Annotated in this window: 20 protein-coding genes and 1 pseudogene; 12 read left to right on the forward strand and 9 right to left on the reverse strand. The window is 34.4% G+C overall.

The genetic code is table 11. From position 1 onward, the window contains the following. From HRU49_RS10635 to HRU49_RS10645, 3 genes and pseudogenes are all read right to left on the reverse strand, one after another. Nucleotides 1–393: pseudogene (locus HRU49_RS10635) on the reverse strand (alpha-N-acetylgalactosaminidase); the annotation flags it as partial. Continuing rightward, nucleotides 390–1,235, reverse strand: coding sequence for a sugar phosphate nucleotidyltransferase (locus HRU49_RS10640; protein WP_296356975.1), 846 nt, complete (start codon nucleotides 1,233–1,235; stop codon nucleotides 390–392). The pseudogene HRU49_RS10635 and the gene HRU49_RS10640, both read right to left, overlap by 4 nt. Beyond that, complete coding sequence (locus HRU49_RS10645; RefSeq protein ID WP_296356977.1) at nucleotides 1,228–2,331, reverse strand: galactokinase family protein; 1,104 nt, start codon at nucleotides 2,329–2,331, stop codon at nucleotides 1,228–1,230. Before HRU49_RS10645 ends, HRU49_RS10640 begins: the two co-directional genes overlap by 8 nt. A 108-nt stretch (nucleotides 2,332–2,439) precedes the next feature. On the opposite strand from HRU49_RS10645, the gene HRU49_RS10650 reads away from it, so the two are divergent. Continuing rightward, nucleotides 2,440–2,589 (forward strand): DCC1-like thiol-disulfide oxidoreductase family protein, encoded by a 150-nt coding sequence (locus tag HRU49_RS10650; RefSeq protein ID WP_296356980.1) that lies wholly within the window; start codon nucleotides 2,440–2,442, stop codon nucleotides 2,587–2,589. Between the two features lie 232 nt (nucleotides 2,590–2,821). Here the strand turns inward: HRU49_RS10650 and HRU49_RS10655 are convergent, their stop codons facing one another. Both HRU49_RS10655 and HRU49_RS10660 read right to left on the reverse strand, forming a co-directional pair. Next, a complete protein-coding gene (locus HRU49_RS10655) occupies nucleotides 2,822–3,484 on the reverse strand; it encodes a hypothetical protein (RefSeq protein ID WP_296356982.1) in 663 nt (220 codons plus the stop codon). An 11-nt stretch (nucleotides 3,485–3,495) separates the two neighbouring features. After that, a complete protein-coding gene (locus tag HRU49_RS10660) occupies nucleotides 3,496–5,292 on the reverse strand; it encodes a glycoside hydrolase family 2 TIM barrel-domain containing protein (protein ID WP_296356984.1) in 1,797 nt (598 codons plus the stop codon). Between the two features lie 83 nt (nucleotides 5,293–5,375). Between HRU49_RS10660 and HRU49_RS10665 the strand changes: the two genes are divergently transcribed. The 9 genes from HRU49_RS10665 (at nucleotide 5,376) to HRU49_RS10705 (ending at nucleotide 15,976) form a co-directional block, all read left to right on the forward strand. Next, the gene (locus HRU49_RS10665) at nucleotides 5,376–5,954 is read left to right on the forward strand and encodes a non-canonical purine NTP diphosphatase (protein WP_296357013.1); all 579 of its coding nucleotides are present in this window, start codon (nucleotides 5,376–5,378) and stop codon (nucleotides 5,952–5,954) included. Between the two features lie 312 nt (nucleotides 5,955–6,266). Further along, nucleotides 6,267–6,785: a class I SAM-dependent methyltransferase gene (locus HRU49_RS10670; protein ID WP_296356986.1), complete on the forward strand. Its 519-nt coding sequence runs from the start codon at nucleotides 6,267–6,269 to the stop codon at nucleotides 6,783–6,785. An 874-nt stretch (nucleotides 6,786–7,659) separates the two neighbouring features. Further along, nucleotides 7,660–8,757 (forward strand): hypothetical protein, encoded by a 1,098-nt coding sequence (locus HRU49_RS10675; RefSeq protein WP_296356988.1) that lies wholly within the window; start codon nucleotides 7,660–7,662, stop codon nucleotides 8,755–8,757. A 13-nt stretch (nucleotides 8,758–8,770) separates the two neighbouring features. After that, on the forward strand, nucleotides 8,771–9,478 hold the full coding sequence (locus tag HRU49_RS10680) for an outer membrane beta-barrel protein (protein WP_296356990.1): 708 nt from the start codon (nucleotides 8,771–8,773) through the stop codon (nucleotides 9,476–9,478). 428 nt (nucleotides 9,479–9,906) lie between these two features. Then, the gene (locus tag HRU49_RS10685) at nucleotides 9,907–10,554 is read left to right on the forward strand and encodes a hypothetical protein (protein ID WP_296356991.1); all 648 of its coding nucleotides are present in this window, start codon (nucleotides 9,907–9,909) and stop codon (nucleotides 10,552–10,554) included. 439 nt (nucleotides 10,555–10,993) lie between these two features. Next, complete coding sequence (locus HRU49_RS10690) at nucleotides 10,994–11,782, forward strand: PhzF family phenazine biosynthesis protein (protein ID WP_296356993.1); 789 nt, start codon at nucleotides 10,994–10,996, stop codon at nucleotides 11,780–11,782. Nucleotides 11,783–12,050: 268 nt separating this feature from the next. Next, a complete protein-coding gene (locus tag HRU49_RS10695) occupies nucleotides 12,051–12,845 on the forward strand; it encodes a DUF3050 domain-containing protein (protein ID WP_296356995.1) in 795 nt (264 codons plus the stop codon). A 410-nt stretch (nucleotides 12,846–13,255) separates the two neighbouring features. Further along, complete coding sequence (locus tag HRU49_RS10700) at nucleotides 13,256–15,055, forward strand: DEAD/DEAH box helicase (RefSeq protein WP_296356997.1); 1,800 nt, start codon at nucleotides 13,256–13,258, stop codon at nucleotides 15,053–15,055. A 108-nt stretch (nucleotides 15,056–15,163) separates the two neighbouring features. Beyond that, nucleotides 15,164–15,976, forward strand: coding sequence for a carboxypeptidase-like regulatory domain-containing protein (locus HRU49_RS10705; RefSeq protein WP_296356999.1), 813 nt, complete (start codon nucleotides 15,164–15,166; stop codon nucleotides 15,974–15,976). A 163-nt stretch (nucleotides 15,977–16,139) separates the two neighbouring features. Here HRU49_RS10705 and HRU49_RS10710 read toward each other — a convergent pair whose 3' ends face one another. Beyond that, the gene (locus HRU49_RS10710) at nucleotides 16,140–16,796 is read right to left on the reverse strand and encodes an RNA methyltransferase (protein ID WP_296357001.1); all 657 of its coding nucleotides are present in this window, start codon (nucleotides 16,794–16,796) and stop codon (nucleotides 16,140–16,142) included. Nucleotides 16,797–16,840: 44 nt separating this feature from the next. On the opposite strand from HRU49_RS10710, the gene HRU49_RS10715 reads away from it, so the two are divergent. After that, entirely contained in the window at nucleotides 16,841–17,515 is a 675-nt protein-coding gene (locus tag HRU49_RS10715; RefSeq protein WP_296357004.1) for an NAD-dependent deacylase, read from the forward strand. 49 nt (nucleotides 17,516–17,564) lie between these two features. Here the strand turns inward: HRU49_RS10715 and HRU49_RS10720 are convergent, their stop codons facing one another. The 3 genes from HRU49_RS10720 to HRU49_RS10730 form a co-directional block, all read right to left on the reverse strand. Next, on the reverse strand, nucleotides 17,565–17,765 hold the full coding sequence (locus HRU49_RS10720; protein WP_296357006.1) for a helix-turn-helix transcriptional regulator: 201 nt from the start codon (nucleotides 17,763–17,765) through the stop codon (nucleotides 17,565–17,567). Next, entirely contained in the window at nucleotides 17,765–18,223 is a 459-nt protein-coding gene (locus HRU49_RS10725) for a hypothetical protein (protein WP_296357007.1), read from the reverse strand. Before HRU49_RS10725 ends, HRU49_RS10720 begins: the two co-directional genes overlap by 1 nt. Nucleotides 18,224–18,391: 168 nt before the next feature. Further along, the gene (locus HRU49_RS10730) at nucleotides 18,392–19,102 is read right to left on the reverse strand and encodes an NUDIX domain-containing protein (RefSeq protein WP_296357008.1); all 711 of its coding nucleotides are present in this window, start codon (nucleotides 19,100–19,102) and stop codon (nucleotides 18,392–18,394) included. 87 nt (nucleotides 19,103–19,189) lie between these two features. On the opposite strand from HRU49_RS10730, the gene HRU49_RS10735 reads away from it, so the two are divergent. Further along, nucleotides 19,190–20,507, forward strand: a 1,318-nt coding sequence (locus HRU49_RS10735) for a glycoside hydrolase family 3 protein (protein ID WP_296357011.1), incomplete at its 3' end; no start/stop codon positions are given.

The following is a 20,507-nucleotide window of genomic DNA, read 5'->3' on the forward strand; positions in this document are numbered from 1 at the left end:
TATAAAAACAATATCTGGTTTTACTTCATCTAGCATGATTCGCCATAAGTCCTCTTCACCATGATATAATTTCACATTTTGATGTCGTTCTCCTTTCCCTATCTCATTAGCTATTGTTCCCCATTTAGTGACATTATCCTCATATAAATCACTAATAGCTACCACTTCAGTACCTGGTAATTCTGCAAAGAACTTCATATGATAACCACCTCGCGCTCCAACCCCGATAAACGCAGCTCTTACCGTATCTAGTTTTGGTGCAGCAAAGCCTCCCATATAGTGACTAGTTAACGGCCTGTCTTTAGACTCATAAGTACAATTTGGCAGTACTGACGCCACTGCAACTCCGGTCAATGACAATGAGGTCGTTTTTAAAAAATGTCTTCTTTTCATAGTTTATTGGAATTATTAATTAAAAAAGCAGTCATCTTTATAATATCTTCTTTACACGTTAAATCTGGCACATGCTCAGCCATAGGAATACCAACCATACTTTCTGGATACATTTTTAGCATGTTGGCAATTACTGTTGGTATTTCTTTTTCTTGACGCTGAGGATGAACTGGACAATTTTTAAAAAACGGAAAACTCATTGCTCCATCAAATGCAAAAATATTCATACTGATGCGTATTTTTCCATCTTTGTCTCTGAAGGTATCTACTTTGCTAATATCTGGCTTCTCTCTAATGTTAATTAGATGATAAGCTTCATCAAACTGCATGATAGCAAATTTTGAGACACGTTCTTTAGAAAAATTCAAGGCACTTCTATCGTATGCAATACAGGTGTTTTTAGACTCAGAAAGACGTAATTGTCTTAGAGCATTTAATGTATATAAATTATCGCTGTTACAAACAGAAAATTGAGTTTGTTGTAGTTCTGGGTATTGGTCCATGGTCTGGAAAACAGCATCTGCTGTACCCCAGGGTTTCTCTCTATTTTTTGGAATGAATTGTGTCGCAAATTTTATTTCTAATTTCTTATATTTTTTAAATCGTTCTCTAAATAAACTTCCGTCATTACTGGTCACAATATAAACTATTTTATAACCAGACTTTACTGTATTATCCAATAAATAATCTAATAATGTATTTCCAGCAGCATCAATCTCTATCAATCCTTTAGATCTCTCATTAGCTTGTTCAATTTGTTTTGTATTTAAATCGTTAATTATCGATGAATTTTTCATGCGCGAAGAAAGACCACCGGCAAGTATTATAAGTCGATTATTCATTGGCTAATGTTTTTATTTTCGCACCTACACATTGATTTGCCAAAAATGCATCTCTAGCGCCTACACCTTTAATGGCTTCAATAACACTTTGCACATTTTCTTTTGGTGCTAGAGCAACTATACATCCGCCTTTACCAGAACCAACAATCTTAGCACCATAAGCACCAGCTTCTAATGCTGCATGTATCATTGTATCTATTTTTGGAGTTGTGATCTTTAAATTATCCCTTAAAAGTTCATGATGTTTATTCATTAAATGACCTATATAATTGTAATCTAATCTGGGTTTTAAAAGAGCTTTTTTCGCTTTTTTTGTAATGCTATAATTTAATACAGCAGCCTCAAAAATAGATTTTAAATCCTCATTAACTTCTATTACATATTTATCTAATTCAGAGACATGAGCATTAATAATCTCAAAATCAGCATAGCTCTCTTTTACTTGTTTTACAGCTTCAAGAGCATCATACTTAAGATGTGCTAACGTTCCTAAAGTATCTTTACCTTCACCTGAATCTCCGATTACCATACCATCTAATGCGTTAGGTAAACTTCTAATGGCATCTGATTTTGTATCCATAAATATAGTATTACCCAAACTAATAGTATACTGGTCCATCTTACCACCGGAAGTATTTTGTTCAACCACTTCAACTTCATAAGCTATTTGAGCAATAAGCATTGGTGAAACTTCTACATTAATACCAAAAGCCTTAATTAAAAAATGAATCCATGCTACAGTTAATGCCGATGAGCTAGATAAACCCGAATTAATGGGAATATTACCTGAAATATGAATATCATATCCTTCACTTGGAATACAATCATAGCGTTCTAAAACAATAAGTGATAAACGTAAGTAATCTTCAGTAATATACACCACTGGTGCATCTAAGCTAATGACATCTTCTTCTTTTAAATCATGTTTAAAAATATGAAGCACTCTATTTTGATTTGGTACTGCTTTAATGGTGATATATCGATCAATTGCACAGGCAATAATTGGTAATTGAAGATAATCTTGATGATCACCAAACAAACAGATTCTTGCTGGTGCAGTTGAAATAATTTGATTGAACCTATTTAAGTGAGACATACTCGAAGATAAAATTATTATAAATTAAATATTCATTTATTGATGAAATTTTACTGACATAAAAGATAATAAACCCACTTCGTCTACCCTATCGTAACACAAGACATCATGAGAGATCACAACACAAAGGACATTATCATTTTTGACGGAGAGTGCAACTTATGCAATGGTGTTGTTGGCGGGCTCTTAAAGTTTGTACCAGAAGATTTATTTCAGTTTGTGGCCTTACAGTCAAGTTTCAGTCAAGATATGTTATGAGCACATGGCTTCCCTACCGAAGGGTTGGATACCGTAATACTTATTGATGACCATGGTGTATAAACCTACACAAATGACTTTTTAAGAATTGTCTCTAAAATATCCAAGTGAAAACGCGTTGCAGCCATATTAGCCTTTATACCGGGAATGATAGAAGATTACTACATCTACAAAACCGAGTCAAAGAGCCGTTAAAAGTGGTTTGTACAGTCTATAAGCTGTACCATAGTTTTTAATTAAAGGCCGAACAGTTCTCAGGAACCTGAAAACGTTTATTAATCTTTGATTTAAGTTTGAGCATGTATTTGGCAAATCCATACTTTTTACTAAACGTTCCAAATTCTATAAATGTGCCGTTAGGTATTGATTTTTCTGTATTCCAAACTTCATAATCAAGTGGTCGATTAAACAAAGGCAATACTGTTTCATCCTGTTTCAACACATAATAGTTATAAGCTCTATTTTCGTCTTCAGTATTAGTATGTGAAGCATCAAAAAGACGATATTCTTGCGCACCGTCCGTTTCTAAAAACTCTGTTATATTATATTTAGACAGACGCTTCTGATACTTAGAATTGTCCCATTTTAAAAGCCCTTGACAATCATTATTAATGACATCTGCCTTTTCAAAATCAACTTTTGAGATTTTACTATTTGCGGTAAATAGCTCGTTATCCCTAAAATAAATACTGTAATTAAGACTATCTACCTCCCTCAAGACCAAATGATAACTATTATTCAAAGAATTAGTTAAGTATATATAATGCACTGTATTTGTTGAATCCTTCTCATAAGTGAATTCATATTCGAGTAATGTATCGAATTGATAAATCTTCTGACTCAGCCCTAAAAAAGGAATACAAAAGAGCACTAAAGCAAGTAAATCATTCTTCATGAAATTAAAATTTATTCAAATACCACATCATCAATATAAATGGTTTGCGGATAACCATTAGCATTCACAAAAAAGACCAATCCAGATCGTATACAACTCATATCGGCATTTTTAAGTTTAATGGTATACTTCTTCCAATAGGATGTAAGTTTAATCTCTTCGGCTTTTTTAGAAGAATCCGGAAAAAGCTTGTCGGCATCAATTAAACCATACCCAATACTCATAGTAACACCACTAAACTTAGACTTTGCCCAAAAGCTAAAGGTTTTGGCACCAGAAATGTCGTAACCACCTAAGATTTCTCCCCAATCATTCGCAGGATCCATGAAAGCTAGGCCGTACCAGCCACTACGTTCTGAATAGGTAATTTTAATGGCAGTTTTACCAGAATGCACCACTTTGGTTTCATTTAAATTTACAGATAAGGCTTTGTAATTACCCATATAACCAGAGGCAAAATACGGCAAGTCCACGTTGTCTTTATACACGTAAAACGGCAACTCCACTTTTGGGACTTTAAAGCGCTTTTTAGCTTCATCCTCATCTTCTACCATGAGCGAACTGTGGGCAATCCCAAGATTATTACAGCTATCCTTCACAAAGACATACACTTTAATTGGTCCGTTTTCTTTAGGCAATTCTATCTCAAAACCATCATTGAGGTTACCTCTATAATTGAGTGGTTTAATTTTATCACGTCGACGTCGACTCCCTTCACGCTGATTGTATTGAAAACTCACGGATAAGGAATCATTTTCAAGATCAGACACTGCAAGATTAACCGGAATCCATACACCACTTTTATTAGATGTTTCTAAAAGCTTAAAATCTGTAATCTTTGGCACATGATTTACCGGACTTGCACTGGTGTATGCTTCTCTTATAGCCCAATATTGGGGTCTGTAATTGTTATTGACATGCGTAGCTAACCAAAGGTCGCCAAAGGTATTACCAGAATTATAATGAAACACATAAACTCCTAAACAGGATGGTTTTGGTTGTATCCACTCACGATAACCTTTTACTATGGCATTATATTTTTCCTGATCTGTAGGCTCTTGTTTCACACCATTACTATCGTCTTGTACGTCCCATTCTCCAGTAACCCCAAATTCGGTAAGAATATACGGCTTATCAATACTACGTTTATTGAGTTCTCCTTGCAAAAATCCAGCACCGCGACCATAGCTGTTAAGGCCATAAATATCTAAAGAAGGTACGTATTTTTCCCACCAATCTAAGCCAAAAGTCCAAGCCTCTACTGAGGTTATTGGATGGTTTTGGTCTAGAGTTTTAATTTGTGCACAAATGCGTTCTAATAATTTGGAATAGGCTAATTTCTCTTCGTCGGTAGTCATATTTAGATACACCTCATTACCTATGCCCCAAGTGAGAACCGCAGGATGATTTTTATAAGTTTCAACCGTGTTTACAGCACCATTATACATGGCTTCCATACCTTCTTTATCGGTAAGGTAGTCAAAGCTATCATCGTCTTCCATACCAGGACGACCATGACGCATCCAAATACCCATCATAACCTTAATATCGTGACGTTGTGCCGCATCCAATAAGGCTGGAGTATTGTCGCCAGTAGCCCAAGTTCTAATGGTGTTAACACCCAGAAACTTTAAATCCTTAAAATAAGTATCGTAGTTGGCGGTGTCTTTATCAAAACCAAAGGTTGCCCCTTTAATATTATATGGAACACCATTAACCATCATTTGCCATGTGTCATTAACCTTTTCTACGGTGGTTTGGGAAAACGAATAGAGGGATACGACTAAAAAGAAAATAAAAATACGCATGCTAACAACCAATTACTTCTCAAAGTTAGCATTTTTATAAGCAACTGAGATGTTCTATTTTTAAACCCTAATTTAGTCCAATGATGCAACTTGTTTTTGCCACCAACAATCAAAATAAAGTTAAAGAAGTACAAGCCCTTGTCCCTGCACATATTAAACTGCTGAACTTAAAGGACATCAATTGCACCGAAGAGATTCCTGAAACCACAGGAACCATAGAAGGTAATGCCAAGCAAAAAGCTGACTATATAAAAACTCATTATGGTTACGACTGTTTTGCAGACGATACAGGTTTGGAGGTCGATGCTCTGAATGGTGCGCCAGGAGTAGACACTGCCTATTATGCAGGACCTGAGCGTAATGCTAATGCCAATATGACCAAGCTCTTAAAAGCCTTGGAAGATAAACCATCTCGTACTGCGCAGTTTAAAACGGTCATTGCATTACACCTCAATGGAGACTACTATGAGTTTACAGGCATTTGCCGAGGAGAAATAACTACAGCACAGCAAGGTTCAGATGGTTTTGGTTACGATCCCATATTTAAAGCAGAAGGCCACGAGAATACCTTTGCACAAATATCCTTAGAAGACAAGAACAAGATTGGTCATCGTGGTAAAGCTGTACAAAAATTGATTGCCTTTTTAAATAACCCCTCTTAAAATTAGATAAGGATACGAATAGGATTTCACTTGGTCTTTTGTAATTTTAAAAATGGGGTAAGACAATGTCAAAACTTGGTTTACCCTATCAATAGCATAAATAAAACATTATATTCGTTGACATAAACTCGTTAGCAAAAATGAAACCTCATAGACAATAATGAATTTGTTCCGAAAAACAGAACCTAAATTGGGTTCTTCAAAATGGTTAGTACAAACTAAAAAAAATACGGAGGCTACCACAAGAATATAAAAAGAAATAAGGTATCTAAACACGACCACAGGTCTGCTGAAGAAATTGCAGAAGGTGGAATGATAGGTGGTGACAGGATGTCTCCTAAGCATCATGGTTACGCAAAAAAATATGCCGAATATTTATCTGAATTCCCAAAAGATCGCGAAATATTAATTGCTGAATTTGGAATCTTGCAAGGTGTAGGCTTAGCAATTTGGTGTGATCTCTTTCCTAATGCATTAATATATGGTTTTGATATTGACTTAAGTCATATTAAAAATAATATGGATTCATTAATCAAACTTGGAGCATTTACTAATAACAAACCTATTCTTCATGAGTACGATCAGCTTGAAAAGCAAGACTCATATCTCGATCTAATTCTTAGTAGTAAAAAAATTGACATTTGTATTGATGATGGGTTGCATTCAAATGAAAGCATTTTAACCACATTGGAAAGTGTATTACCACATTTGAGCAAAGGCGCAGTCTATTTTATAGAGGACAATAAATATGTTCATACAGAAATAAAAAAGAGATACAATCACCTTTTAGTTGAGAACCACGGGAAGCTTACTATTTTGAAAGGATTTTAAAACCTTTTGCTTACAAAGTGTATAGCTTCATTGCGGTTGATACTATATCGTATTTCAATAGAATTTGTCACTTCAATTGGGTTAGATTTAACACACACCAAAAATAAACCCCTTTCTTCTCGAAGATGGGGGAAAGATGATTGGTATCGTAAGTTGATTTTTTTCTATAGTAACTATTCACTAATAATCTCTGACTTATCGAAATCAATGAAAGACAAATGAAAGTAGTTAGATTCAATGGGTAAATGAATTTATAATTTTCAAAAAATTTAAAACATCTCGTAGCTACAAAAGCCATCTAGTTATACATGGCGCACGTATTAAATTGAAAGCGCACAAAAATATTTACTCAAAGTAATTAAAACATTCATAATTTAAGGATTTTATCTCGTGCAATCATCATTTTAATTTAATCAGGTTGAACCCCACAACTGACTACTTTGTATATGAGCTAATGATATTAAATTCACCTAAAAGTGAACTCTAGTTGCTACATTGTGGTTAGAGCTCCAATTCCTGCTCCTTAAGATTTGTGCATCATCGCTTGGCTATACCCAAAGGCATTAGAAAGTCACCCAGATCACAGACCGCGCTTTGCCTTTCTCTATTACCGCTAACAGCCAGAGCGTTCGACTGATATTCGTATGCAATGAGCTACGATTTTGCATAGAACAATTAACTTTATAAGAAACTACCGGCACTGCCACTATCATAAGGTAAAGGGAATACGCCTAAAGGCTACTATTACTAATATTTATTAATAAATAGCACAACTCGCCTTAACCACCTGACCGATAAAACCATTATAAGGTTCAATATCAATAGCATAAATATTTGTAAATTGAAAATGTAATTAAGTCTTAATAAAAAAATTATGCTAAAAATATTGATTACAAAAAGAGCAAATATCTTGGTTTTTATGCTTTTGGTATACTTTATATCCTTTGGACAAAGTGACATGCTAAGAGATTCAATCCCTGATAAAGTATATCCGTACAAACTTCCTATTTGGGGACAAAAGGCCTATGATAAAGGATATGGAGATCAGTTACAACTTCCTTTGGGGTTCAATATGAATTATGTGTACGCTTATATTGATATGAAAATTAGTGAATTTACCCTTAATATTGGGGATTATGACCTATCTGACATCATTAATATAGAAACGCTCAATTTTACAGAAGTATCCGCTACTTCAAGTGGACTCAATTACAGAGCAGACGCATGGATTTTTCCTTTTATGAATGTGTATGGGTTGTTTTCCAAAATTCAAGGGGAGACAAGCGTAAGATTACAACCTACTTGGAAAGATGGTGTAGGGAATATTATATTACAATTGCCAGAATTTGGGGCTACAGTCGATTTTGATGCAATAGCTTACGGCGTTGGAACCACGCTGGTTTTTGGATATCAAAACTATTTTTTGAGTACGGATATAAATTATTCGGCCACTGATACAGAACTTTTAGACAATCAAGTGGGAGTTTTAAATTTATCGGCTAGATTGGGGTATAAGTTCGACTTGTCAACAAAAAATCCTGACTTATTTTTAGCAGCTTATGTAGGTATCATGAACAGAGATTTCGTCGGAGCGAAAGGGAGTAGCGGCTCGATACAGTTTAATGAAGTTTTTCCAAATATAGATAGTATCTTTAACGATAAAATAGATGCTCGAATTGCAGAAAACAATCAAGCAATAGCAAATTTAAACCCTGTTACAGATGCGGGAGAAATTATAAAATTAGAAGCACAGAATTTAACTTTAAAAGAGATTCAAACAAGAGTAAATGAAAGTGGTGCATTTTCTAATTCAATAAATTATTTTATTAAAAAAGAAATGATTCAAACGCGTACTGTTCAGTTTGGATTTAATTTACAAATAAATAAACACTTAATGTTTAGGGGAGAATACGGAATTTCTGGATCTCAGAAATTTATACTAACAGGATTACAATATAGATTCGGAATTTAAACAAATCAAAATCATGATAAATAAGTACTCTTTTTTATTAGGTTTTCTAATGATGAGCTTAAATTTAGTGAATGGACAAGCTGCGATAATGGCTTTTATATTTGGAGATAAAGTTGCTTCTGAGAACTTTCATTTAAGTATGGAAATAGGCGGTAATTTCACACATTATTCAAGTTTAGAAAATTTTGACAGAACCCGTTTAGGAATTAATTTTGGAATCTCTGGAAACATAAAGTTGTCTGAAAGATTCTATATAAGTCCAGGTATTTTTTTTCTAGGTAACAGAAATATCAAATTTAATAACTTATCACTTAAATCTCCTTCTCCATCTTTAAATGAAAATTTCAACAATGTTGCTACAGAGTTAAATATGAATTATTATGATGTGCCTATATTATTTTCATATTTAAATAAAAAAGGGAATTTTAAATATAGTTTAGGACCACAATTTTCATTTTTAAAAAGTAGTGAAATGGTCTATCTAGGGGAACAAGGTGAATTTACTGAAAATTTTGATTACAATACAAAATCTAGTGATTTTGGTTTTATTGCAGATATCGCCTTCATTTTTAAAAATTATAATGGAAATAAAGATATGCATATTCATGCGCGCTATTATTTCGGAACGCAAGATATATTTTCCTCTAACTTTAGTTCGGCTAAAAATAAGGCAAGTTGTTTTTCTGTCATATTGAGTTTCCCTTTTATAAAGAAAGATTAGTTTGAACTAGAATTTCAAGTCTATAGCTTCCCTCAACCCTTTAAAAGCAAATTCGGGCCTTATCGGCCCTAAACAATGGGTGGAGTTAACAGGCAACGTATTCACTTCTATATCATATTAAAGCAAGCATATTTATGCTATATTTGATGGATACCCATTATAACGAGCAAGAAAAAACATGTGTAATTTAGAAATAACATAAATTGCTGTTATTCATACGGTAGAGGTAATACTTCGCACTAGAAAACCGTCCCGAATACTCAGGACTCCCTTTTGCTTTATTGCCACTAACAACGGGTCAAACGAATAACGTCTAAAGGCTACTATTGCCCATATTAATTAAAAAATAAATAACGTAACTCGCCTTACCTGTCTAGCCGTTGGGCGCATGTTAAGAAACATCTATTTTGAAACCTTAAAAATAACGTATGAATATATTTTATCAATTGAAATCAAAAAAAGCGACATTCTTAAAAATATTTAGTATTTCAATATTTTTTATTAGCTGTGTTATATTACTTAATAAATGGAAAGGTATTCCCATTGGCTCAATGACTAGGGATATTACAACTTCAGCCAATGTTCCATTGTACATTGGTTTTTTCTCACAAGTGGGCTTTATGTTCTGGATTGCATCAGCAACACTTTGTATTTTTAGTTCTCATCTGAATAAAAAAAATCAAGGTAATCCTATGTTTCAAAAATTTCTTTTTTTATCAGGTCTATTATCATTACTTCTTTGTTTTGATGATATGTTTTTATTACATGAAAGTGTATTTCCGGGTATTTTTGGCATTCCAGAAAAAGGTGTCTTTATTACCTATGGTATATTACTAATTTTTTTGCTTGTAAAATATTACTCGGTCATAATAAAAACAGATTATACTATACTTGCAACAGCTTTACTGTTCTTTGCCATCTCAATTGGATTAGATTTAATACACATACCAAATATAAATCCATATCTTCTCGAAGATGGGGCAAAGATGATTGGTATAGTTAGTTGGTTTTTTTATTTCTGTAGTAACTATTCACTAATAATCTCTAACTTATCCAAATCAATGAAAGACAAATGAAAGTAATTAGATTCAATGGTCAAATGAATTTGTAATTTTTAAAAATTTAAAATCATCTCGTAGCTACAAAAGCTATCCCAACTTTGGATGGTGTTAGTAATAAATTCAAAGTATATAAAAACACCTATTCAACGTAGGTAAGATAGACTAAATTTAAAGGTTTTAGCTCGCTCAAAGATCATGATAATTTAATAAGGTTTAAAACCTAAAATCGACTACTTTATCTCTACTAGCTAATGCTTTAAAATTCACCTAAAAGTGAACTCATTATTGTCTTACGATGTGTTCCAAAAAAATCACTAAGTTAAAAGCTATATCCATTTAGACCTACCCTCTTAAATTTAGTTTTTATGCGTAACTTAGATACAAAAGACTATAAATCCAATTAAAAGACTTTACACGGTTCTATATTGACGGTAATTTAAACAAACTGATAAAAATGAAGTTAGATTTATATCAGATAGATGCTTTTACAGACAAGACTTTTGGAGGAAATCCGGCCTGCGTTGTACCACTAAACGATTGGTTACCTAATGATATCCTTTTGAATATCACAAAAGAAAATGCCGTTGCTGAAACTGCTTTTTTTATTAACAAAGCTGGCAACATACACTTACGTTGGTTTACACCTGAAATGGAAATGGATTTATGCGGACATGCAACGCTTGCAACAGCTCATTGCCTTAAATCAATTCTAAATTATCCTAAAGAAGAAATTGTATTTAATACATTAAGCGGCAATTTAACCGTTGTTACAAAAAATGATTATTACTTTTTAGATTTTCCTTCGCGTATACCAAAAAATACAGTACTACCAGATATCCTAAAAGAATCTTTAAATATACAGCCCAAAGAAGTCTATAAATCTAGAGATTATCTATTGGTATATGATACTGAACAAGACATAAAAAACATCAAAATAAATAGACATGTATTTGACCAAATAAATCTTAACCAAGGAGGAGTAATCGTTACAGCAAAAGGTGACAAAAGCGATTTTGTTTCAAGATTCTTTACACCAAAAGCATCAATTTTAGAAGACCCAGTAACTGGTTCTGCACATTGCTCTTTAATTCCATTCTGGTCACAAAAGCTTGGAAAAAAAGAGCTGAATGCAATACAAATCTCTGATAGAGTTGGACATTTAAAATGTGAGCATAAAAACGAAAGAGTAATCATAGCCGGAAAAGCAAAAACATATTCAATTGGGAACTTATGGATAGAATAAAAGGACTGTGAGAAATATACAATCAAGAACGCACCAGATTCAACTAAGTCCAAATCCACTCGGAATTGCAAACTCCAGTGCTTAACCAAAAATTAACGCGTATTTAACCGTAACTGACAGTTATACAAGACCATTCCATACAAGCATAACCCCAAGAAATAAAAATAGCCTCTATTACGATTCAAAAAAATCTTAAAGAGATATTATGCGCACATAATATTATGATTTATTTTTGTAAAAATTCAAGATAATAAAGTTCCATTTTTTCATGCAAAGGATACAAAAAATAGAAAATGAACTAAGCGAGTTAAGAAATGATCTGCAAAATCATAATGTTTACAGTTCATTAAAAGACATCAATGACATAAAAATTTTTATGGCAAATCATGTATTTGCTGTTTGGGATTTCATGTCTTTGTTAAAAGCTTTACAGCTTGAATTAACAACGGTAAAGATTCCCTGGATTCCTGCAAAAAATCAAACTTTATCGAGGTTTATTAACGAAATTGTGCATGATGAAGAAAGTGACATTAACGAACTCGGAGAGCCTAAGAGTCATTTTGAAATGTATATTGATGCAATGAAACAGGCAAAAGTGGATACTTATGAAATTGAGACTTTTATTCAAAATATTAGACTTGGTCATTCAATTGAATATTCGTTGAATGAATTAGATATCGATCAAAGAGTGTCAGATTTCGTAAAATTTACTTTTTCAATTATTGAATCGCAAAAAACGCATCTAATAGCTTCTGCTTTTACATTTGGACGTGAAGATGTTATACCTGAAATGTTTATAGAAATACTAAAAAATGCTGATTCAGAAAACCATTCATACAGTAAGTTAAAATATTATTTAGAAAGGCACATCGAACTAGATGGGGATGAACATGGACCTTTATCCCTAGAATTGATTTCGGAATTATGTCAAGATGACGCCCAAAAATGGGAAGAAGTTTTAGTAATTGCAAAACAATCGCTAAAAAAAAGAATTGAACTATGGAATTGCATTGATGATTTGATTCAAAAAAGAAAGCCTGTCTTTAACACCTTCTATAATTAAAATTTGAAACATACAATTCACCATTGACAAAGACAAAGTGTACAATTCACCAAAAGGTATTGGTAAATCATTGCTTATCTGCGCTATTAAAAACCTAAATATTACCAAAGTTGATGTTAACGAATAAAATGAAGAAGCTGTTGGATTTTATAACCATTTTGGTTTTGACGTATTAGCGGGTTCTGAATAAGATACTGCTTATACACCTTACCCGATTTTAAATATGGCTTTGATAAAATAACCTATACCAACTTAATTGATAATTAATTACGCTAAAATCTTCTAATCCAATTAAAAGTCTATCTTTGCGCGCAGAAACCTCAGGGTGAGGTGTGTTACCAGAAGTATGGGTTATTGTTTGTCGCAACACTTCTAACGTAACACGACATAACAACATACTAAAGGTAACAATGAGTACATTCCAAGAATTAGGTCTTAATACGGACCTTATTAACGCTATTAATGATCTAGGGTTTACACAACCTAGTGAAGTTCAGCAAAAAGCCATTCCTGTTTTATTAGAAGAAGAACGTGACCTTGTAGCACTGGCGCAAACAGGTACAGGTAAAACCGCAGCCTTCGGATTTCCAATGCTGCAAAAAATTGACATCAACAGCCGCACCACGCAAGGCTTAATCCTCTCGCCTACGCGTGAGCTTTGCTTACAGATTACTAATGAGTTAAAACTTTATGGGAAATACTGTAATGGCTTAAACGTAGTGGCTATTTATGGTGGTGCTAGTATTACAGAGCAAGCCAAACAAGTAAAACGTGGGGCCCAAATTATTGTGGCGACACCAGGTCGTATGAAGGATATGATAAGCCGTAAATTAGTGGATATATCTAAGATTCAATACAGTGTTTTAGATGAAGCCGATGAGATGCTTAATATGGGTTTTTATGAAGACATTACTGATATTTTATCGCATACTCCAATGGATAAAAGCACTTGGTTATTCTCTGCAACGATGCCTCGAGAAGTAGCATCCATTGCTAAAAAATTCATGTACGATCCTATTGAAATTACAGTTGGTAACAAAAATGAAAGTACTAGTCAGGTATCTCACGAGTACTATTTAGTAAATGGTAGAGATCGTTATTTAGCCTTAAAACGTTTGGCGGATGCCAATCCAGATATCTTTTCAGTAATCTTTTGCCGTACCAAACGCGATACACAGCGTGTGGCCGAAAAATTAGTTGAAGATGGGTATTCGGCTGGAGCCTTACACGGTGATTTAAGTCAAAATCAGCGTGATTTGGTCATGAAATCTTTTAGAAATAAGCAAATACAAATGTTAGTCGCTACTGATGTTGCTGCTCGTGGTATTGATGTAGACGATATTACACATGTAATTAACTACCAATTACCAGATGAGATAGAAACTTACACCCACCGTTCTGGTCGCACTGGTCGCGCTGGTAAAACTGGTGTCTCTATGGTAATTGTAGCTAAGAGTGAAGTACGCAAAATTAAAAGTATAGAGCGCATCATTAAAAAGGAATTTCAAAAGAAGGACATTCCGTCTGGAATGGAAATCTGTGAAGTACAACTTATGAGCTTAGCTAATAAAGTTCATAATACCGAAGTAAGTCACGAAATTGATACCTACCTCAACAGTATCAATGCGCTTTTTGAAGATACCGACAAAGATGAGCTCATCAAGAAATTCTTCTCCGTAGAGTTTACACGTTTCTTCAATTATTACAAAGGGGCTAAAGATCTTGCTGTAACTGAGTCTGGTGACTCTGGTGGTAAAAGCCGTTCAGGTGATGAAACCCGTTACTTTATCAACGTTGGTCGTAAAGATGGTTACGATTGGATGAAACTAAAGGACTTCCTTAAAGAGATCTTAGAGTTAGGCCGTGATGATGTGTTTAAAGTAGATGTTAAGGACAGTTTTTCATTCTTCAACACTGAAAAGGCGATAGAAGAGAAAGTATTGTCCTTCTTTACCGACTTCAAACACAATGGTCGTTTTGTAAATGTAGAAATCACAGAAAACAAAGGAGGTAAACGTGGTGGTGGAAAACGACGCGACAGAAAACGTGATGGTCGCAGACGTGATGACAAACCAAGAGGAGAACGTCGTTCTCGTAGAAGCAATACTTTAGAATCTAAAGGTGATCGCCGTGGTAGACGCTCGGATAGCCCTAAACCAAGACGTTCTAAATCTCCATCGGATAGACCACGACGCTCGAGACGTCGCTAAAACATCTTAACGCAGAATTTGAACCCTAGGTGTTAATATTTAGTCAAATCTATATCGAGGACTTACAAAATACGTTTTGTTTAGTACCTTTACAGAGAATAACTATTAATGAGATACGTATTATTAATATTCTTATGTTTTACTGCGGTTTTTAGCTATGGTCAGGACAGTACAGCCACCAAACTGCCAGAAATGGTTAAGGGTACCATTACAAGTTCTACAACTCAAGAACCATTAAGTGATGTTAATATTGTTAACATTAACCAAGTGGTAGGAGTGGCAACAGATCCCAAAGGTGAGTTTGAAATTAAAGCAAATGTCAACGATACATTACATTTGTCTTATGTAGGTTATAAGTCCATTAAAGTTCGTGTAACCAATGACTGGTTAAAGTTTGGTAATACAGAAATCATTATGACTGAGTTAGCGTTAGCCCTTGAAGAAGTAACCGTAAAATCTTTAGAATTAACCGGTTATCTTGAAGTGGACATGAAGCAAGTGCCTATTCGCACCAACAATCAATATCGAATTTCTGGTCTTTATGGTAAAGCCTATGAAGGTGGAAAACCTAATATTGCTACGAAAGTCTTAGGCGCTATTTTTAATCCTGCCGATTTCCTATATAATATGTTTGGGCGAAAACCCAATGAGATGCACAAACTCAAAAAGATTAAGGAGGATGATGAAATCCGAAATCAATTAGCGAAGCGTTTTGATCGTGAAATGTTAATGGTATTATTACAAGTTACCAAATACGATTTGGATGAAATTGTAAATCAGTGTAACTATTCAAAAGACTTTATCAATACTGCTAATGACTTACAGATTTTAGATGCCATTAGTGAGTGCTACGAAGAATACAAGGTGATTCAGCGCAGTAAAGAGCGTAAGAAAAAGAAAAATAAGAAAGGGAAAGCTTAATGTATTGATTCTTGTAAGACGCGATTTCCTTCCCTATCCTTAAAGACCCCTATTATAAGGCTATTAATGCTAAAAGCACAATAACGGCCGAAAGATCAAACCAGACTTAGAGTACTAAAATCATGATATTTTGATTTTAGTTTGTCCTTTGAAGTTATAAAAGTTAGTTGGATGCGTAATAACGCTCAACAATAGCGTCGTAATTTTTTATGGTCTTTTTGATCCAATCAAAACGCTTTTCGACGCGTTCAATTTCGGTTAATCTCCAGTTAATATTTGACTTACGCAACTTGGAAGTTACGTACTGCAAAATAATAGCCGCTGAAACTGAAATATTAAGGCTTTCGGTAAAGCCAACCATAGGAATCTTAAGGAAGCAATCTGCACCATCAATGACTTGATGTGATAAGCCTTCTGTTTCACGACCAAAGAAAAAGCAGGACTTTTTAGAGATATCAAAATCAATGAGGTCGCAGTTTTCGACATGCGGACTTGTAGCCACAATCTGATAGCCTTGGTTATGTAAATCTTGAATACATGATTTGGTAGTGTTGTAGCGGTTAAGGTCTACCCACTTTTGTGCTCCCATAGCAATCTCACGATCAATCCGTTTAGAGTTTACCTCTTCAACAATATTCACCTCCTGGACACCAAAGACATCACAAGAGCGAATGACTGCACTGGTATTATGCAACTGATATACATCTTCTGTAGCCACAGTAAAATGTTTGGTACGCTCTGCTAAAACTTTTTGAAAGCGCTGACGACGGTTATCAGTAAGATACGATTCTAGGTGCTCTAAAAGCTGTAAATCTGCCATAACTCAAAAATACATAATGTGATTAAATTTTCTATTTTTAAACTATGAAACATATTGTTGTACTAACAGGTGCTGGTATGAGTGCCGAAAGTGGTGTAAAAACTTTTAGAGATCACGATGGACTGTGGGAAGGTCATGACGTTATGCAAGTGGCATCACCTCAAGGTTTTCGTGAAAACCCAGAATTGGTACTTGAGTTTTACAACCAACGTCGACGCCAACTTGAAGAAGTAGAACCCAACCAAGCACATAAAGATATTGCCGCTCTAGAATCTCGATTTAAGGTGACGGTTATTACTCAGAATGTAGACGATTTACACGAACGCGCAGGAAGCACAGACGTGGTACATCTGCACGGCGAATTACTTAAAATACGAAGTACAGGAAACCCAAGTGATGTTCGATTTTGGACGAAAGATATTAACTTAGGAGATGTATGTCCAAAAGGCCATCAACTCCGTCCTCACATTGTTTGGTTTGGTGAAGACGTCCCTATGATAGATACAGCCATTAAAATCTGTTATGCTGCAGATGTCTTGGTGATTATTGGCACCAGTATGCAGGTTTATCCTGCCGCCAGCCTTATCAACTTTGTGCAACCTGATACACCAATTTATTATATCGATCCTAAACCTGCTTTAGGTAACAGCCATAACATTAATGTCATCGCTAAAACCGCAACTGCAGGCATGAAAGATTTATTAAATGTTCTAGGCTAATAAGGCAACTAGTAGAAGCAACACCAATTAAATTGCAATGAGGATTACACTAATCATCTGCACTAAGTTTAAAAAAGTCATTAACTGGTTTATTAAAAACCTTTGAGAGTTTTAAGGCCAAAACTGTAGAAGGGACGTAACGATTCGCTTCAATAGAATTAATGGTTTGTCTGGATACACCAATTTTTTTAGCCAAATCGCCTTGCGTTAAACTTAAAATGGCGCGTTCTACTTTTATGGTATTTTCCATTATCTATAGCGTTTTAAAACATGATAACACATAAGCTGTACCATGAGCATAAACAACAGCATCTGGAAATCACCGAGGCTTTTAAAGGCTTCACCATCACCGTTCACCACAATAGAAACACCAAATTCAACAAAGGGCATGATTAACGCGTAAATCACACCCATAACAAAGGCCCAGCCGTAGGATTGCATTCTAAATTGAATGGTCATCTCATCTTCTTCACGGTCTCTGGTTATGGACATAATAAGCATACCAACTAATAAGGCACGCTGAAGGGTATCTCTCATAAGTAAAGACGCTTCTCCAAGTAAAGTAGCTCTAAAAAACATTAATACAATTAATGATAAGGCTAATACAAGTCCGATGTTCATAAACTGACGTGGTAATCTAAAGTTGATTAGTTTTTGCAACGCACGTTGCTCTTTTTGCATATAACTTTCAGTTTTCTTAATTGACAAATATATTTTATATAAAGTCAAATTATTTTTACCTAATGAAAAAGATACTTTACATAATAAGAATAGACAAACAGTTTAAGAAAATCTTAAAACACAAGGTTTAAATTTGATTATTTTTAGAGATTAGAACTACTAAAAAATTATTCTAAAGAATGTTTTCACTAATGTCTATTTTTTAGCTCGATATTGATAGGGCTTTCGGCCAGGAGTATTTTTATTTAATTTAGGTAAACGCTTGTATAACCCTGTGCTTAGCATCTTTTTCTGAAATCGACTTCTATCAATTCTATCTCCTAGAATTGTTTCATATAATTTATGAAGTTCTGGCATGGTAAACGATTCTGATAATAAATTATGAGCATGATACTCATGCTGAATGTCAGTGATTAGTTGTATTCGAGCAGTATTAACAATAGTATTATGATCCATCCACATTTCGGGCAAATTCTTAAAATCGAACCATCCAAATGCTTCATCAAAATCGCCAGTTGTCGGGAAAATTTCTTCATAATTAACTAAAGCGTAGTATGTTAAAGAGACAAAGCGATCAGTTAACCACGACTTTTGATCTAAATGAATGTGCTCATTTATCGCGAATTGTTCCAAAAAACTTTTAAACTGTCGATCTTCACTACCAAAAACTGCCAGAAATTTCAAAAAGGTATCTTCGAGTCCTGCTCTACTTTTTAGAATTCGTTGAGCTGCATCTTCGACAGATTCATTTCTTTGCACATAACCGCCAGGCAATAGCCATTTCTTACCAATTTTCAATAACAGGCATTTTAGTTTGGCATCAGAATAACCAATAATTACTAAATCAATTGAAAGATTTGGTAAAAAATACTGATCACCATTTTTTACAAATTCTGAAATATCCATAATGCAAAAATAGAATAATACGTGACAATGCGCCACAATTAAAATATATTTATATATTTGTGTCTTTATGTCACAATTAATAACAAAATGAATAAAACACTGAAAAAAACCCTGAAATTTTTAAGTATACTGATTGGTATAATAATCTTTGCTGGCATAGGTATTTGGTGGTATATTAATTCAACTTTTTTAGATTTTGAAGATGGCTATGAAGAAAAAACGGATATAGCCGAAATAACTAGTGATGGATATTCATTTTTAGACAGAAATGGCAACAATAAACTTGACGTTTATGAAGATGGCAGAAGGTCAATAAATGTGCGTATTGATGATGTATTAGAAAGAATGACCTTAGACGAAAAAATCCATTTACTTAAAGGATCTGGAATTGCCTCTGCTATAGGTAAAGGAGACTCCAAGGTCGTTGGTGCTGTTGGAACTATCGTTCCAACTCCACGCTTAGGACTCCCAACCTTATACCTGTCTGATGGTCCTGCAGGTTTGCGGATTGAGCCAAAACGAAAAGGAGAAGACCGAAGTTATTATTGTACGGCTTTTCCTATTGGTACGCTTTTATCTTCTACATGGAACACTGATTTAGTTTATGACGTCGGTACTGCAATGGGTACTGAAGCAAAAGCATATGGCATTGATGTTATTTTAGGGCCTGGAGCAAACATTCACAGACATCCTCTTTGCGGTCGTAATTTTGAATATTATTCTGAAGACCCAATATTAACAGGATATATTGGCGCTGCGATGGTAAATGGCATTGAATCTCAAGGTATTGGGACTTCTGTAAAACATTTTGTAGCAAACAATCAAGAAACCAATCGAAATTTCAATGATGTAATCGTATCAGATAGAGCAATGCGCGAGATATACTTAAAAGGCTTTGAAATTATTATTAAAGAGTCACAACCTTCAACAATTATGTCATCATATAATAAAGTAAATGGTGTTTACACTTCTGAAAGTAAAGTATTACTCACCGATATTTTGAGAGACGAATGGAATTTTGAAGGTTTAGTTATGTCCGATTGGTTTGGAGGAAATAATCCAGCGGCAATGATTGCAGCTGGTAATGACCTTTTAGAACCTGGAACCAACCTGCAATGGACAGCACTAAAAGCTGCATATGAAGATCTAACACTTACTGAAACACAGATTGATATTGCGGTAAGAAGAATTTTGAGATTGATTATGAGGTCAAATAAGATGCAGAATTATAAATATAGCAATAATCCCGACCTAAATGCTCATGCTAAGATAACACGACAATCAGCTGCAGAAGGAATGGTATTACTTAAAAACGAAAATACCCTCCCAATACATCAAGATCAAAACATAGCATTACTTGGTCTATATTCTTACGATTTTATCGCTGGAGGAACTGGTTCTGGAG

It is taken from the genome of Winogradskyella sp. (assembly GCF_013213975.1).
In the GTDB taxonomy this organism is placed as follows: domain Bacteria; phylum Bacteroidota; class Bacteroidia; order Flavobacteriales; family Flavobacteriaceae; genus Winogradskyella.

Excerpts from the sequence above, each read along its gene's own strand:
- HRU49_RS10650 (WP_296356980.1), top strand. The coding sequence starts at position 2,440 with ATGAGAGATCACAACACAAAGGACATTATCATTTTTGACGGAGAGTGC.
- HRU49_RS10705 (WP_296356999.1), top strand. The coding sequence starts at position 15,164 with ATGAGATACGTATTATTAATATTCTTATGTTTTACTGCGGTTTTTAGC.
- HRU49_RS10715 (WP_296357004.1), top strand. The coding sequence starts at position 16,841 with ATGAAACATATTGTTGTACTAACAGGTGCTGGTATGAGTGCCGAAAGT.
- HRU49_RS10645 (WP_296356977.1), bottom strand. The coding sequence starts at position 2,331 with ATGTCTCACTTAAATAGGTTCAATCAAATTATTTCAACTGCACCAGCA.
- HRU49_RS10690 (WP_296356993.1), top strand. The coding sequence starts at position 10,994 with ATGAAGTTAGATTTATATCAGATAGATGCTTTTACAGACAAGACTTTT.
- HRU49_RS10695 (WP_296356995.1), top strand. The coding sequence starts at position 12,051 with ATGCAAAGGATACAAAAAATAGAAAATGAACTAAGCGAGTTAAGAAAT.
- HRU49_RS10640 (WP_296356975.1), bottom strand. The coding sequence starts at position 1,235 with ATGAATAATCGACTTATAATACTTGCCGGTGGTCTTTCTTCGCGCATG.
- HRU49_RS10680 (WP_296356990.1), top strand. The coding sequence starts at position 8,771 with ATGATAAATAAGTACTCTTTTTTATTAGGTTTTCTAATGATGAGCTTA.
- HRU49_RS10700 (WP_296356997.1), top strand. The coding sequence starts at position 13,256 with ATGAGTACATTCCAAGAATTAGGTCTTAATACGGACCTTATTAACGCT.
- HRU49_RS10730 (WP_296357008.1), bottom strand. The coding sequence starts at position 19,102 with ATGGATATTTCAGAATTTGTAAAAAATGGTGATCAGTATTTTTTACCA.
- HRU49_RS10655 (WP_296356982.1), bottom strand. The coding sequence starts at position 3,484 with ATGAAGAATGATTTACTTGCTTTAGTGCTCTTTTGTATTCCTTTTTTA.
- HRU49_RS10670 (WP_296356986.1), top strand. The coding sequence starts at position 6,267 with ATGATAGGTGGTGACAGGATGTCTCCTAAGCATCATGGTTACGCAAAA.
- HRU49_RS10675 (WP_296356988.1), top strand. The coding sequence starts at position 7,660 with ATGCTAAAAATATTGATTACAAAAAGAGCAAATATCTTGGTTTTTATG.
- HRU49_RS10685 (WP_296356991.1), top strand. The coding sequence starts at position 9,907 with ATGAATATATTTTATCAATTGAAATCAAAAAAAGCGACATTCTTAAAA.
- HRU49_RS10665 (WP_296357013.1), top strand. The coding sequence starts at position 5,376 with ATGCAACTTGTTTTTGCCACCAACAATCAAAATAAAGTTAAAGAAGTA.
- HRU49_RS10660 (WP_296356984.1), bottom strand. The coding sequence starts at position 5,292 with ATGCGTATTTTTATTTTCTTTTTAGTCGTATCCCTCTATTCGTTTTCC.
- HRU49_RS10710 (WP_296357001.1), bottom strand. The coding sequence starts at position 16,796 with ATGGCAGATTTACAGCTTTTAGAGCACCTAGAATCGTATCTTACTGAT.
- HRU49_RS10720 (WP_296357006.1), bottom strand. The coding sequence starts at position 17,765 with ATGGAAAATACCATAAAAGTAGAACGCGCCATTTTAAGTTTAACGCAA.